The organism is Halomonas citrativorans, assembly GCF_014898005.1.
Taxonomy (GTDB): Bacteria; Pseudomonadota; Gammaproteobacteria; order Pseudomonadales; family Halomonadaceae; genus Vreelandella; species Vreelandella citrativorans.
Genome location: NZ_JABUYX010000022.1, coordinates 1 through 15,547 on the forward strand (window position 1 = coordinate 1; position 15,547 = coordinate 15,547).

The 15,547-nt window shown below is 52.2% G+C and carries 12 protein-coding genes; 6 read left to right on the top strand and 6 right to left on the bottom strand.

All coding sequences use genetic code 11. From position 1 onward, the window contains the following. Positions 1 to 322: 322 nt before the first annotated feature. From INT20_RS14915 to INT20_RS14940, 6 genes are all read right to left on the bottom strand, one after another. Positions 323 to 1,321, bottom strand: a complete 999-nt coding sequence (locus INT20_RS14915; RefSeq protein WP_193054677.1) for an adenosine deaminase — start codon at positions 1,319 to 1,321, stop codon at positions 323 to 325. Between the two features lie 29 nt (positions 1,322 to 1,350). Further along, positions 1,351 to 3,078, bottom strand: coding sequence for a thiol reductant ABC exporter subunit CydC (gene cydC, locus INT20_RS14920; RefSeq protein ID WP_193054676.1), 1,728 nt, complete (start codon positions 3,076 to 3,078; stop codon positions 1,351 to 1,353). Next, on the bottom strand, positions 3,068 to 4,732 hold the full coding sequence (gene cydD / locus INT20_RS14925; RefSeq protein ID WP_193054675.1) for a thiol reductant ABC exporter subunit CydD: 1,665 nt from the start codon (positions 4,730 to 4,732) through the stop codon (positions 3,068 to 3,070). The genes cydC and cydD overlap by 11 nt, the downstream gene beginning before the upstream one ends. A gap of 15 nt (positions 4,733 to 4,747) precedes the next feature. Next, positions 4,748 to 5,749: a cytochrome d ubiquinol oxidase subunit II gene (gene cydB, locus INT20_RS14930; RefSeq protein ID WP_193054674.1), complete on the bottom strand. Its 1,002-nt coding sequence runs from the start codon at positions 5,747 to 5,749 to the stop codon at positions 4,748 to 4,750. 2 nt (positions 5,750 to 5,751) lie between these two features. Further along, positions 5,752 to 7,167, bottom strand: a complete 1,416-nt coding sequence (locus tag INT20_RS14935) for a cytochrome ubiquinol oxidase subunit I (RefSeq protein WP_193054673.1) — start codon at positions 7,165 to 7,167, stop codon at positions 5,752 to 5,754. A 201-nt stretch (positions 7,168 to 7,368) separates the two neighbouring features. Next, positions 7,369 to 8,343, bottom strand: a complete 975-nt coding sequence (locus INT20_RS14940; RefSeq protein WP_172118466.1) for a calcium/sodium antiporter — start codon at positions 8,341 to 8,343, stop codon at positions 7,369 to 7,371. A 222-nt stretch (positions 8,344 to 8,565) separates the two neighbouring features. Here INT20_RS14940 and INT20_RS14945 point away from each other — a divergent pair, with 222 nt between their 5' ends. From INT20_RS14945 to INT20_RS14970, 6 genes are all read left to right on the top strand, one after another. Then, the gene (locus tag INT20_RS14945; protein WP_319643860.1) at positions 8,566 to 9,870 is read left to right on the top strand and encodes a paraquat-inducible protein A; all 1,305 of its coding nucleotides are present in this window, start codon (positions 8,566 to 8,568) and stop codon (positions 9,868 to 9,870) included. Then, on the top strand, positions 9,870 to 11,543 hold the full coding sequence (pqiB, locus tag INT20_RS14950) for an intermembrane transport protein PqiB (protein WP_193054672.1): 1,674 nt from the start codon (positions 9,870 to 9,872) through the stop codon (positions 11,541 to 11,543). Before INT20_RS14945 ends, pqiB begins: the two co-directional genes overlap by 1 nt. Before the next feature lie 13 nt (positions 11,544 to 11,556). Further along, positions 11,557 to 12,147, top strand: a complete 591-nt coding sequence (locus INT20_RS14955; RefSeq protein ID WP_193054671.1) for a PqiC family protein — start codon at positions 11,557 to 11,559, stop codon at positions 12,145 to 12,147. A 322-nt stretch (positions 12,148 to 12,469) separates the two neighbouring features. Continuing rightward, on the top strand, positions 12,470 to 13,723 hold the full coding sequence (locus INT20_RS14960; RefSeq protein WP_193054670.1) for a DEAD/DEAH box helicase: 1,254 nt from the start codon (positions 12,470 to 12,472) through the stop codon (positions 13,721 to 13,723). A 78-nt stretch (positions 13,724 to 13,801) separates the two neighbouring features. Further along, a complete protein-coding gene (locus INT20_RS14965; RefSeq protein WP_193054669.1) occupies positions 13,802 to 14,305 on the top strand; it encodes a hypothetical protein in 504 nt (167 codons plus the stop codon). Positions 14,306 to 14,313: 8 nt separating this feature from the next. Next, positions 14,314 to 15,513: an MFS transporter gene (locus INT20_RS14970; RefSeq protein WP_172118462.1), complete on the top strand. Its 1,200-nt coding sequence runs from the start codon at positions 14,314 to 14,316 to the stop codon at positions 15,511 to 15,513. Positions 15,514 to 15,547 lie beyond the last annotated feature (34 nt).

Consider the following 15,547-nt stretch of genomic DNA (forward strand, 5'->3'; position numbering starts at 1 on the left):
AAAATCAGTGTGATTCTTGCTTGTCACTCGAAAGTGACAAAGGTGAATCAATCCTGGCTCAAGGTTCAAACGAATTTAAAGAATTCGAAAATTCTTCTTGTGCGCTTGCCTTGATATAAGGTGACTTGTCACCCTCATCGGCAAACGCCCACATGAATTACCTGATCAAATTGTTAAAGAGCTACCGAAGGGCGCTGCCCGTTCGATGTGGGGCGTATTCTACCCACTTTTCCTGATGGGTCAACAACTTTTTGCAATTACTTTAAAGCACTAACGCATTGATACAAGAAGCTAAGTCAATAGCCCTTATACGCTAGCCAGCCTAATACTCGACCACATCAAGGCGGGCCAGCAGCTCTTGGCGCCTGGATTCCGTTGTAAAGGCTTCTTTTATGGCATTACGGTTAAGAGTCAGGAAAGCCTCTTCACCCCAGCCGAATGATTGAGCACAAGCGATGTGATTAGCCAATAGACCACCACCAAAGTAAGCCGGATCATCCGAGCTAATCGTCACATTAAGCCCTTTATCAAGAAGGGCCGGCAGAGGATGATCGGTTAAGCTATCAACCACATTTAAGCTTACGTTGGATAAGGGGCATACGGTCAGCACGGTTTGCTTTTGATATAGACGCTCCACCGCCTCGTCACTCTCCAGACAGCGAATACCGTGATCAATGCGGCACACATCAAGCAAATCCAATGCCTCAATGATATAAGAGGCCGGCCCTTCCTCTCCTGCATGAGCCACCCGAGCCAAGCCCAACTCCTGGGCGCGCGTAAATACGGCAACGAATTTTGAGGGTGGATGGTCGCGCTCAGCACTATCCAGACCAATGGCGTCAAGCTCACTCCAGTAAGGTGCTGCCTGCTCCAGCACTTGAAGTGCCTCTTCGGCAGGCCGGTCACGCAAAAAGGCCATGATCATTCCGACACTTAAATCCAGAGCCTGCTCTGCCTCTTGCTTGGCACGCAATAATCCGGACATGACCACGTCCAGAGAAACGCCGCGCTGTAGATGTGCCTGAGGATCAAAATGTATATCGATATGGACGACACCCTCACTACTAGCGCGCTTGAAATAATCCATCGCCAAGTCATAAAAATCCTGTTCATGACGAAGAACGCTCATGCCCTGGAAATAGAGATTCAAGAAACCTTGTAGATCTTTAAACCGATAGGCTGCCTTGGCCTCCTCGACGGAGGAATAAGGTAATTCGATACTGTTTCGCTCTGCCAGAGCAAACATAAGCTCCGGTTCCAGCGAGCCTTCAATATGCAAGTGAAGCTCGACTTTAGGGAGGTGACGTAAAAAATCCTGCATCATTTTTCCTTAACGCCCAACTCAAGCAATTACTTACCTGGGTTGAGCTTCCCGGCACTTAAGTGCCAGTGATGGGTTATCTGTCGCGTTAGCAAGCTACCCACTTCATGGTGAACAAAGAAGATGGTGGTGCGCCCGACTAACCAGCGAGAAAGCGTGGTAGCTACTATTACGGCCGTATCATGATCAATCGCCGCAAAAGGCTCGTCTAAAATAACCACCGAAGGGTCCATGAGCAACAGCCGAGCCAGCGCCACCCGCCGCGCCTGCCCACCAGACAGTTGCTGCCCTCGCTCACCTACGGGTGTTTGCAACTGGCCCGGAAGAGATTGAGCCCACCCATCGAGCGCTACTGCTTTCAGCACATCCCAAAGCGCTTCATCATCAGCATCAGGATTCCCCAAGCGCAGATTTTCTTCCAATGACGCATCGAAAAGGTCTACCTGCTGGGTTAACAAAGCAATGTGTTGCGAACGCTCCTGCTCTGGCACAGCAGTAGGCACGCAGCCTCCTACATTAACCACACCTTTAGAAGGAGCAAGCCGCCCCGTCAAAAGCGCCGCCAGGGTACTTTTACCCGCACCTGAGCGCCCGGTAATGATAGCCCACTCCCCCGTTGCCAGATGAAACGATACACTATCAAGCGCTGGCATCAGGCTAGAAGGATAACAATGCGTGACTTTCTGCAACCCAAGGTCAAGCTGTTGCCCGGAAAATGACTGGTGTTGACTCTGCTGGCACTCGGGCCCAAGTGCATTTAAACGCTCTGCTGCAGCGGCACTGCCCCCCAAGCGAGCGAAAGCACCCGGAAGCGGTACAAAAACCTCATTCACACCTAGAACCACCAGCAGCAACATCACCAGAATAGGCCCGGTTATTACCCCACTCGCCACCAGCACGCCACCCAGCCATACAACGCTTAACAGCAGCAACCCGGTAATAACGCTAATGAGGCTATCACCCATAGCAACGCTTCGGCCAAGGCGCCGTTGATTATCAAGCGCTGCATCTTCGTGCGCCTCCACCTGCTGACGGTGCCACGCAGCGCTGCGATAGGCAATTAACTCAGCTGAGGCCTGCAACTGATCAACGACCAACCGCCGTAACCCTTCCTGGTCAGCCACTTGGCGATGACTGTGCGCATACCCCAAGCGCGCCATGCCATAGGTAACACTCGCCCACAGAACCAGCAGAACCACGCCGACCCACAGCGCTAACGCAGGCAACCAAATAGCAATAAAGAGGGTTAACCCCACAATAACTACCAAGCTAACCAGGGGTGGCATCAGCAAACGAAGATAAAGATTGTCGAGAGCATCTATATCAGCGGTTAAACGTCCCAGCCAGTCACTGACACGCTCGCGCTGCAACGCCGCCTCATCCAATCGCATAAGCTGGCCAAACACGCGGTAGCGTAAATCAGCCAAGAGGCGAAGCACCGTATCGTGATTATAGAGACGTTCTATATAGCGGGCGACAGTACGTAATAGCGCAAAGAAGCGTATTCCTCCGCCAGGTACGTACACATCCAACTGAACAGGTAAGCCAAGCAAAAAAGCGATGCCCGCTAATGCACATGCGGTAATAAACCACCCAGAAAGGCCCAGCAGTGAAAGCCCCGCAGCAAGCGTTAAGCAAATAAGGAGCGCGCCGATCGCGAACCGCCTTCGACGCTTCATCATTAACGCCACCCAGGGCGACAATGCCTGGCGCGCTTGGGACAGCTCACTTTTTTGTGAGGACGCATTAGGTTGCATCACGCACCTCCTTTAAACGGCCGTCCTGCATATAAAAGTGGAGCTGAGCCGCCTTAATTGCAGCCGGGTGATGCGTTGCCATAATCACCGTACGCCCCTGTGCAGCCCATGCTAACAATGCACTAATCACAGAGGCTTCGGTTTCAGCATCCTGGCTTGCTGTAGGCTCATCGAGCAGGATTAAATCAGCATCACTTAAATAAATGCGCGCCAACGCCAGCCGCTGGGCCTGACCACCCGATAACCCCACTCCGCGCTCTCCTATCATGGTATCCAAACCATCAGGCAATTGGTTTAGAAGCTCCTCCAAACCAGCCTGGTGAAGTGCTGAAAGCATTGCGGGAGTATCGGCATCAGGGTTTGCCAGCCGCAAGTTATCCGCCAAGGTGCCATGCAACAGGCCCGGCTGCTGGTCCAGCCACGCGTAACGCGGCTGAGCCAACTGAAGCGTGCCGCTTGATGGCGTCAAAAAACCGGCCAATAACGCCAACAGTGTCGACTTCCCGCTCCCGGATGGACCACTAATCGCAATGACACTGCCTTTTTTGATCGTCAGATCCATTGGCCCTAACACCCGGCCGCGGATCGGATAGTCAACGCTGACATTTTGAAGCACTGCAATATCGTCATCAGTTGCAGGCTCATCAAACGTACTTCGTTGTATGCTCGACTCATTCAGCACCGTTACCAGGCTTTCTGCGGCACCTAAAGCAGTAGCACGATCATGGTAGTGCTGTGACAAGGTGCGTAACGGCTGGAAAAACTCAGGAGCGAGCAGCAATACGGCTAAGCCCGTAAAGAGCGTTAAAGAAGGTGCAGGCCCGTACTCAATATATCCCAGTAAGCCAAACCCTACGTATATCGCTACTACGGCAATGGCGACCGACGCGAAAAACTCGAGCACTGCAGACGATAAAAAAGCCAAGCGCAACGTTCGCATGCTTAAACGACGGTAATCATCTGTTGCCCACCAAACGTCCTGATGAGCACTCGCCGTGCGACCAAATAGCTGAAGCGTCGACATTCCACGAACACGGTCAAGAAAGTGGGCAGAGAGCCGTGCAACCGCTGCAAACTGGTCCCGATTTATACGCTCAGCTCCCATACCTACTAGTGCCATGAATAGCGGGATAATGGGCGCAGAAAGCAACAAGAAGAGAGCAACGACATAATCCAGTCGTAGCACCACCAATAGAATCAGTAGCGGTAAGAGAGAAGTAATTCTTAGCTGCGTATAGAAGCGCGAAAAATAGCCATCCAGTGCCTCTATATTTTCTACCGCCTGCGTCGCCAAGGCGCCGCTTTGATGATAAGCCAACCACACAGGACCCAATGTCCAGCATTTATCCAGCAGTTGACGTCGGGCGTATTGGCGGATACGTAGGCTAGCCTCCAGGCTTATTACCTCTTGCCCCCACAGGCATACTCCGCGCCCAAGCACGCACAGCGCCAGCCCTATTAATACGTTTAAAAACGGATAAGGCGCTTGTTGATCAATAACCAACTGCTCTACTAACCAGGCCAATCCCACTACAATAATAACCGTTTGAACCCCAGCTAAAATGCCAAGAAAAGCGGCGAGATTTAATCTTCGCCGCTCTAAGGTTGCCAGCATTTTTAACCAGGAGCGCGCGGTTAGCGACTGCTCCGTCATCTGATAGCCTCTGGCTTAATGATAACCTTCACCTACACGCACCTTGCCGCGAAATACCCAATACGTCCATGCGGTATACATCAGGATAAAGGGGATAACAAAGAGCACACCAATCAACAAGAAAAGCTGTGACTCAGGTGCTGACGCCGCATCCCACAAGGTGTAGTTAGGCGGCACTATCATCGGCCATTGGCTCACGATCAAGCCCAGATAGGTAAATACATAAATACCGATAGTCGCAAGGAAGGGATAGCTCTCACGGCGCTGCTTTACCGAGCGGTATACAAGAAAGGCGAAGAAGAGCGCTAGCGCTGGGAAAATCCAGATCAAGTGCAGATGACCAAACCAGCGATCCCAAACAACCGGGTTCACGAACGGCGTCCAGATACTAACAATGGCGAAGACCACCAGCACCATTGCCAGCAGCATAGGCGTGATTTTATACGCCCAATCCTGTACGTGGCCTTCCGATTTTAGAATCAGCCAGGTTGAGCCCAAAAGCGCATAACCTGCCATAAGCCCCAAGCCTGTTAACACCGTAAACGGCGTTAACCAATCAAAGGCGCCCCCGGTATAAACAAAGCCTTCGGTTTGAAAACCCTGAATATATGCACCAACCACAGCGCCTTGAGCGAACGCAGCGACCGCCGAACCCCAGGCAAAGGAGCGATTCCACCAGTGGCGGTTACGGCGCGACTTAAAGCGGAATTCGAACGAAATGCCACGAAAAATCAACCCTGCCAGCATCAAGAAAACACCGATATAGAGTGCCGGTAAGAAAATCGAGTAAACCAAGGGAAAAGCCGCTAACAAGCCAGCCCCCCCCAAAACCAGCCAAGTCTCGTTACCGTCCCAGACCGGTGCCACAGAGTTCATCATGACATCACGAGCCTCTTCATCTGGCGCAAAGGGAAATAGAATCCCCAAGCCAAGATCAAAGCCATCCATCAGTACATACATGATGACGCCGAACCCGATAATGCCAGCCCAAATAATCGACAGATCAAACATTTCCATGGTTAGCTCCTCACCGGATCAATGTCATCATCAAAAGGGGTGTGGGCGGCAGAGAGCGGCCGCTTGGGACGGTCAGCATCCCTATTAACAGACGCCTTTTCTTGCTCAGGCAACATGCCGTTGCGAACCACCCGGGTTAGATAGTAAATACCGGCATAAAAAACCACCGCATATACCAGCACATACCCAATAAGCGTAAACAGCGCCATCCAACCTGTTAGCGAAGGTGTCACACCCTCTGCATGAGACATGATGTTGTATACCAGCCAAGGGGACCGACCTACTTCGGTCACGATCCAGCCAGCCAGAACCGCAATGAAGGGTAAAGAAATCATGCCGACCAATGTTTTCAAAAACAGCTGACTCTCATAAATACGTTGATTGCGCCGCAAGAATAAGCCTACAAAGGAGACAGCAATCATTATTAAGGCAATGCCAACCATCACCCGAAACGCCCAAAATACGATGGCAACAGGAGGCTGGTCTTCAGGTGGCACGGCCGTAAGCCCTGGAACTTCACCATGCAGCGAATGGGTAAGTATGAGACTGGCCACGTTAGGAATGCCAATCTCATAAAGGTTTCTCTGCGCCTCCTGGTCCGGCAGCGCAAACAAGAGCAATGGCACGCTGGTAGATGTTTCCCAGTTCCCCTCCATTGCTGCGACCTTCGTTGGCTGATATTTGAGCGTATTCAACCCGTGGGAGTCGCCTATAAACGCCTGAAGAGGCGTCAGGAAAAGCAGCAACCATAAGCACATGGAAAGCGCACGACGGTTAGCCTCTGGATCTCTTCCACGCAACAAAAACCAGGCGCTAACGCCTGCCACGACAAACCCGCCGGTGATAAAGGAAGCTACAGCCATGTGTGCAAAGCGATGAGGGAAGGAGGGATTGAAAATCGCGTCAAACCAGGAGATCACATGGAAACGATTGTCGATCAACTCAACGCCTGCCGGTGTATGCATCCAACTGTTTGCCGCGAGGATCCAGAACGCTGAAATAAAGGTGCCCAGCGCCACCAAGGCAGCCGCCATCAAATGGATACCCTGCGGCACTTTTCCACGGCCAAACAGCAATATGCCAAGGAAGGCAGCTTCAAGGAAGAAGGCTGTCACAACTTCATAACTGAGCATGGGACCTATAAAATTGGAGGTCGCCAGAGAGAAATTACTCCAGTTCGTACCGAACTGAAACGACATCACGATTCCCGACACCACCCCCATGCCAAAAACCACAGCAAATACTTTCGTCCAGAACAGTGCTAAACGGTCCCATGCAGGATTTTGCGTCTTAAAAAAAAGTGCTTGTAAAAGCGCAATATAAGAGGCCAACCCAATGGTGAAAACCGGAAAGATCGTGTGAAAACAGATAACAAACGCGAATTGTATTCGCGACAGCATTAAGGGATCGAGTTCCATTGCACGCTCCTAACCTGAATTAATACCCCAGTTTTTGTTAACGCAAGCTTAGCTGAAACTTAAAGATTCAGCCTTTAATTATAAGCATCTAGCCTGTTTTTATTTATATTGCCATTTTACTGGCTTACATCTCATTATACACCGATCTATCTTTCGCAAAGCGTGTCGCATTGACGCACATCAAATAATGCCAATTATTCATTAAGATAATACGACAACGCTTATCATATATCCGGTATACGCAATAAAAAGCGTAAAAAGAACAGCGCCTTCGAGGCGATTAATTCGACGCGGACGTCCTTTCCAGGAAAATGCGAAGAGAACCATTAGCAGGGTCATGCAGGTCATAATGCTCCAATCACGCACCAGCACTTCCCGCCCAGCATCAATAGGTGCAATAACCCCCGCAAGCCCCACTACAGCAAGGCTATTAAACAAGTTAGAACCAACAACGTTACCCAGCACCATATCGTGCTCTTTACGGCGCAGCGCGCTAATCGAAGAAGCAAGCTCGGGCAGTGAGGTACCAACGGCTACGACGGTTAGCCCGATAATCAAGTCACTCACGCCAAAACGTTGCGCAATTTCTACCGCTCCCCAAACCAACATACGCGAGCTTGCAACCAAGAACACCAACCCAACCAACGTCCACATAATCGCTTTACCACGCGACATGGGGTTACTGTCCAGCGTCTCAGCGACTTCCTCAACCAGCGCATCGTCCTTTTGCTTTTTTGAACGAAAGATGCTTACGCCGATAAATATGACGAGGGCTACCAATAAAAGGGCCGCTTCCCAGCGAGACACCCAACCATCCCAGAGCATAATCCCAGTGATCAGTGTGACCAGAATTAAAATCGGCATCTCTTTGCGGATGACGCTGGAGTGCACAGCTAACGGTGCAATGAGTGCAACAAAACCCAATACCAAACCAATATTAGCAATATTGGAACCATAGGCATTCCCTACTGCAAGCCCGGGATTCCCCTGCAAGGCTGCCAATACTGACACCATCATCTCAGGGGCTGAGGTACCGAATCCAATGACCAACATACCAATCAATAAAGGCGAAAGACCGAGCCAACGTGACGTTGCAGCTGCGCCATCAATAAATTTCTCAGCACTCCAGATGAGCAACACCAGTCCCATCACTACAGCTACAAGTGGAAGCAACATTTTATTTCCTTATGGCAGAATATTAGGCACTATCGCGGCTGCATCCTTGACTAACCCTTCAGTCGGGTCAAGCATCGGGTTATGCCAGCATGGATCTATTTGGGTTTGATATAAAAAAGGCCCGGTGTTCATTCGGTTTACATCGCATTCGCAGTGAGAGTGTCCCCTTTGCCCCACTTCCGTTTATTAAAGCGTTCCCCACTTTCCGTTAATGCGCCTCTAGTGGATCGGCAACCACCTGAGTCTCGCGTTCAGCGTCGACGTTTACGCGCCTGCCATGAGTGCGACTGGGTATCCGCGCTGCCCCCCTTATGCTCGGGCGAAAAGGCCAGCTGCCCGCGCTGCTCACATGTACTCGTAAAACGCCACCGCTACCCCGCTCAGCACAGTATGGCACTTGCCATTGCGGCATTAATTGCATTAATCGTGGCTATTTCGTTTCCGTTTGTAAGCTTCAGCGTTAGTGGCGTCGGCAATCGCATAGAGCTGTCACAAACGGCCACCACGTTAATTGCCTTTCACCAACCGGTCGTGGCCATTATCGTCATCATGACCATCGTTGTGCTGCCGACCCTTTATCTGCTTAGCGTGATTTGGCTGCAGCTGGGGCTTTTACACGGCAAGCCACTCGCCTATAGTCGCGACATTGCCCGCTCACTTGCCCACTTGACGCCCTGGATGATGGCGGATGTCTTTATTATAGGGGCGCTGGTAAGCCTGATTAAAATAGCCGGTATGGCGCAAATTGAGTTGGGTATCTCCTTCTGGGGTTTTTGCATCTTTGCGGTACTTTTATTAATGACCATCCAGTCCATTGATGCCGATTGGATGTGGTTTTCCCTCGAAGGAGAACCCTTGGCGCCAGAGGGCACCCAAACAGGAGCAACCGCCGCTAGTCAGCGCCTAACAGGCTGTCCAACCTGTGGGCTTGTCAATTCACTCACCCCAGGACATAAATCTCGCTGCATTCGATGTCATGAGAAACTTCACTCCCGACTCCCCTATAGCTTACAACGCACCTGGGCACTGCTAGGCGCAGCGACTGTCATGTATATCCCTGCGAATGTTTACCCTATTATGACCACGACGAGTCTGGGGCATAGCGGTTCTTCGACCATCATAGGAGGCGTCGTTGAACTGATTCAGATGGGCTCATGGCCAGTCGCCACCGTTATTTTCGTTGCCAGCATTATTGTGCCTGTCGGTAAACTGCTGGCGCTTTCATGGCTATGTATTGTCGTCCGAGGCAACAGCCAACCCAATACCATCAGCCGTACGCGGCTTTATCGCATTACCGAGTTTATCGGACGATGGTCGATGGTCGATGTTTTTGTAGTGGCTATTCTGGTTGCCTTGATACGCGCTGGCTCACTTATGTCGATCACGCCAGGTCCTGCCGCGCTGGCGTTTGGCTCGGTCGTGGTATTGACAATGCTAGCCGCCATGACGTTTGACCCCCGCTTAATATGGGATGCTCCTACCAAGGCAGCGTCCACATCAAATAATAGCCACTCTGGGAGCCATTAATGGGTAACGACACCCCCATAGCTAACAAGCAAGAGCCTGACATGAACAAAGCCAGGTCTTCGCCGCAATCACGCATCTCCCCTATCTGGATTGTGCCTTTTGTGGCTATCATTATTGGGCTATGGCTGGTGTACGATAATTACACCAGCCGCGGCACACTTATCACATTAACCATGAACAACGCCGAAGGTATCGAAGCGGGAAATACCTCCATCCGCAGCCGCAACGTTGAAATTGGCCTCGTGCAAAATGTCCAGCTCTCTGAAGACCTAAGCAGTGCTGTGATTACAGCACGCATTCAGCCTCAGGCTGAAGCCTTGTTGCGTGAAGATAGCCGCTTTTGGGTGGTAAAGCCTCGTATCGGGCGTGAAGGGATTAGCGGCCTGAGTACTGTCCTCTCTGGCGCTTATATACAGCTTGAGCCCGGAAGCTCTGAAGAACAGCGGCGTAACTTTCCGGTAAGCGACGTCCCCCCTGTCGCCACGGCCGGAATGGCCGGCATCAATATCAATCTCATTAGTCAACTCGGCAATTCGTTGCGTGTCGGCGACCCGGTTTCCTACCAGGGCTATACGGTGGGCCGCGTTGAAGAAGCAAGTTTCGACCCCGAATCACGCACCATGCATCACCAGGTATTTATCGAAGAGCCCTATGCACTGCTGGTGACCGACAGCACCCGCTTCTGGTCCTCGAGCGGCATTGACCTACGCCTTGATTCAAATGGCTTTCGGGTTAACGTTGAATCACTTGAAACCCTGTTAGGAGGAGGTGTCACGTTTGGGGTGCCCGAAGACTTACCAATGGGACGCCCTGTAGAAGCGGGCGCCCGCTTTAATCTGTACGGGGATGAGGATGATGCTCGCGAGGGTACCTTCAATCAGTACCTGGAATACGTTCTGTTAGTGGATGACACCGTTCGCGGCCTTTCACGCGGTGCGCCCGTCGAGTTTCGAGGTGTTCGTATAGGCACCGTGGCCGCTGTCCCCTGGAACTTTACATCACCACAGCCAAGCTCACGCGCAAGCTTCGCCATCCCCGTACTCATTCGCCTTGAGCCCCAGCGGCTTGGCATCGAGAATTCGGATATTGATTTGGAAGAGTGGGAAGAGCGCTTTAACCGCATGTTTACACTTGGCCTTCGTGCGTCGCTTAAAAACGGTAACCTGCTAACCGGCGCTTTATTTGTGGATCTGAACTTTCAGCGAGACACCGACGAGGACTACATTGCGTCGACTTTCTCTGGCCGCACGGTTTTCCCCACGGTGTCGGGTGGTTTTTCCCAAATCCAATCCCAAATTACCGATCTACTCGACAAGCTGAACGCGCTTGAAGTGGAGCCCTTACTGGCGGGCATGGACAGTAGCTTACAAGCCTCTGAAAGCATGCTTAATGAGGTCCGCGGTGTCAGCGAGTCGCTCAACCAGCTGCTAAGCGACCCTGAAACTCGTGCAGTAGGCGGCAACCTCAATGCTACGCTTAACGAGCTTCAAAGCACCCTCCAGGGCGTGTCGCCTTCCTCACCGGCTTACCAGGACCTGACGTCGGCCATCGAGCGCCTGGATCGATTAATGCGCGATCTTCAACCACTAACCCGCACACTGAACGATAATCCGCGGGCGCTGCTGTTTGATAATCTGGATACTCAAGATCCTATACCGCGTGCACCGCGCTAAACAGGGGAATATTATGCGTATACTCGTTTTAAAATCCTTATTGCTAATGTCCCTATCGCTCATGCTGGCTGCTTGCGCAAGCAGTGTGACGCCCCCGGCGCGTTATATGCTACCCAGTAACGGGCTGGCCAATATACCAAGTAGCCCCCAAGGCACGCTACAGCTGCGCTCGCCACGCCTTGCTCACTATCTCGATGTCGATGGCATCGTCATGCAACTGGATGACATTACGCTTAACCAGGCGCGAGAGCATCAATGGGCCGAAAGCATTGACCGACAGCTTGCACGCAGCTTACGGACACAATTGTCGCAAGAGCTACCGCTTATTCGCGTAGTCTGTGATGACAGCAGCCAACCTGAAGCGCTCACCCTGCGGCTTGATGTTGATCAATTTCAAGGCCGCTACGATGGTTTAGCGGTGGTGGCCGGGCAGTGGCAGCTACGCAGCCCAAGTGATGAATTGTTGGCCATGAAGAGTTTTTCTGCGCAAACAATACTGGATGAGGACGGCTACCCCGCCCTGGTACGTGCCCTAAGCGCTAGCTGGGAGGATGTTGCGAGACAAATTGCCGATCAAATACGTCAGGGTAGCTATTTCCATTAGCCGGTTTAAGCGGGATGAAATAACCAAAGCGCTTGAGAGCCCGCCAACCAATCACCACAAGTATGCCCGTCTGAGGTAATCTTCATGTTACACTGACGGGTATATTTTGAGTGTTGCGATAGCGTAACACCCACAGTCAAATGCCCGTCTCTTCCATACTGACCACTTTTTTTCGTTATGGTCATACGTGGCTAATCAACGATCATCGCGGCTTGGCAAGCTTTGCTGTCGCGAGGATAACCATTCTCGTCTTTTGAAAAATTACGCCTAGCAACAACGCTTTTAAGCAACTGTTGCCTTGTTAGGTGGCTGCGGAGAACGCATGAGCTTTTCTGAACTTGGTCTGCAAGAAGATTTATTACACGCCGTTACGGCGCAAGGCTACACCCAGCCTACTCCGATCCAATTAAAGGCTATTCCTGTCGTATTAGAAGGTCGCGACTTGCTCGCAAGCGCCCAAACGGGCACGGGTAAAACGGCCGGCTTTACCCTACCCATGCTACAGCGTCTTTCCGGTGGAAAACGGCCAGGCAAACGTCAGGTGCGTGCGCTGGTATTGACGCCTACTCGGGAGCTTGCTGCACAGGTAGGTGAAAGTGTATCCACCTATGGGAAGCATCTCTCTTTACGCTCGCACACTATTTTTGGTGGTGTAGGCCAACAGCCCCAGGTCGATGCACTTAAAGCAGGTCTGGACGTACTGATTGCCACCCCCGGCCGCCTGCTGGACCTTCAGCAGCAGGGCCACGTTGACCTTTCAGCCATCGAAATTCTAGTGCTTGATGAAGCCGACCGCATGTTGGATATGGGCTTTATTCACGATATTAAACGTGTACTACGCCTAGTGCCCAAACAGCGCCAAAACCTGCTATTTTCCGCCACGTTTTCAAATGAAATTCAGACGCTGGCGCAGCAGTTGCTCAATAACCCCGCCCTTATTGAAGTGGCTCCACGCAACACAACCGCCGAGAAAATTCTCCAAGCGGTTTATCGCGTAGACCGCGAAAAAAAGCGTGAGCTGTTGGCGCATTTGATTCAGCGCCACGGCTGGTTCCAGGTGCTGGTTTTCACCCGTACCAAACATGGCGCCAACCGGCTTGCCGAACAGCTTTCAAAACAGAATATTCCTGCCATGGCTATTCATGGCAACAAAAGTCAGGGCGCTCGTACCCGTGCGCTGGGGGCTTTTAAAAGTGGTGACTTGCAAGTATTAGTCGCGACGGATATCGCCGCACGTGGGCTGGATATTAGCGAGCTTCCCCACGTGGTTAACTTCGACCTGCCCAATGTGGCGGAAGACTATGTACACCGCATTGGCCGGACAGGCCGAGCGGGTAGCAATGGTGAAGCAGTATCACTGGTGTGTGTGGACGAGCACGGTTTGCTGGGCAATATCGAGCGGCTGATCAAGCAAAACCTACCCAAACATATAGAGCCCGGGTTTGAGCCAGATCCCACGATCAAACCAGAGCCCATTGAGAATGGTCGTCGCCAGCGCCAACCTCAAGCACGACGCAAACCAACTAGCGATAATGGAAATGCCAGCGGCGAGCGCCGTCGGCGCGCACGCCGCTAGCCTGCTAACAAGGAATATGCGAAGGTTATGCCCTCGCATATTCCACTACGTTGGCTACTACATTATCAGGGAGCGATCATGTCATCTTCTCAACTTATTAATGAATATCGGCAGTGGCTCAGTTTTCAACGCCAAGAACAGCTTAGTCGTGAACACCAGGGAATCGTGCAACGCCTGGAAGATGCACGCGCCTCTTCAAAGCAGGTCATACAAGCCTACCGCAGCATGGCGGAGAAAGCCGCTAACGAAGGCGCTTGCTACCGGACGCTGTTCCTACGCGAGCGTGACGATAATGTAGCGCTACCTTGCGAAGGCTGGCTGTTTATTCGCCGTGTACTCAGCGAAGACAACAGCACCCGCGTGCGCGCCACGTTAATCGAAACCTTTACCCTTGAAGATGGCATTCTGGCACCAGGTGATAAACCTGCTCAGAAAGTGACACTTGAGATTTTCGATAAGCTGGATATCAATCAAGGTATGCGCACTAGTGTCCGTGTGGACTCCATTGAAACACCACAGGATTATCACTTCATCACGCTACTGGATGCAGTCCGCGGCGATTTACGCCCTTACCTCAAGTAGGCCGCACAATGTTGTCTCGACGTTCCGTTACCTTTATTTTACTGATGGTTGTGGTGGGGCTAAATTTACGCCCTGCCCTTTCCTCAGTGGCCCCCTTGCTGACGCGTCTTCAGGAAGCTGCCGGGCTCTCACCCGCGGCAGCGGGCGTACTGACAACACTCCCCGTGCTGTTTTTAGGCCTGGCTGCTCCTATTGCGCCGCTTTTAGCAAAACGGCTAGGCAGCGAGCGGGCGCTTAGTGCTGCGCTACTACTGTTGGCTGCAGGTTTGATTCTGCGCGGTTTACCGTTGCCCGGCGTCCTGTTTATAGGCTCAGCAATGGCGGGCGCCGCCATAGGCATTAGCGGCACTCTACTGCCCGCACTGGTGAAACGCGAGCTACCCGAAAGTGCTGATCTTTTGACGGGCCTCTACACGATGGCACTCTGCTTGGGAGGCGCGTTGGGAGCGGGATTTAGCGTGCCGCTGACAGTGTGGCTGGGCAGTTGGCAGGCAAGTTTGATGAGCTGGTCGTTACTGGCGCTATTTGCTCTGATTCTCTGGCAATGCCAAATGCCCTCGACTTCCTCTCATGGTATGCCTCAGCCGCCATCTTCGGGACTTCTTAAACTGTTACGCAAACCGCTCACGTGGCAAGTAATGCTGTTCATGGGCATTCAATCATCCATGGCATATATCGTTTTTGGATGGCTGCCAACGCTGCTTGTCGATCGTGGCTATGATGAGGCCAGCGCGGGTTGGACAATGGCTATTTCGATCATGTGTCAACTCGTTTCAGCCTTGGGGGCACCCTGGCTTGCCCGCATGGGGTCAGACCAGCGCCCGGCGCTCTTGCTTGTACTGTTTAGTACGGCCCTAGGGCTTTGGCTGCTACTTATAGCGCCCTTAGCCTGGAAATGGCCTGGCGCCATCTTGTTAGGCCTTGGCCAAGGCGGCAGTTTTAGCCTGGCCCTCAGCCTGCTGGTATTAAGAACAGCGACATCACGCCTTGCAGGACAACTTTCCGGCCTGGTACAAGGCGGAGGATATACCATTGCCGCTATTGGGCCTTTTAGTGTCGGCTTGCTGCTCCAATCCGGCGTTCATGCAGACCAAATTGCCTGGCTTTTGATCTCGTTGGTAGGTGTTTGCTGTGGATTCGCCCTGTTGGCTGGCCGCACGCGCCAGCTGGACGATCAAAGCGGCACGCTTCTGGTTCACCGTTACTAACCTGCACTGGAATCAAACAGGAGTTTTAGTGCTT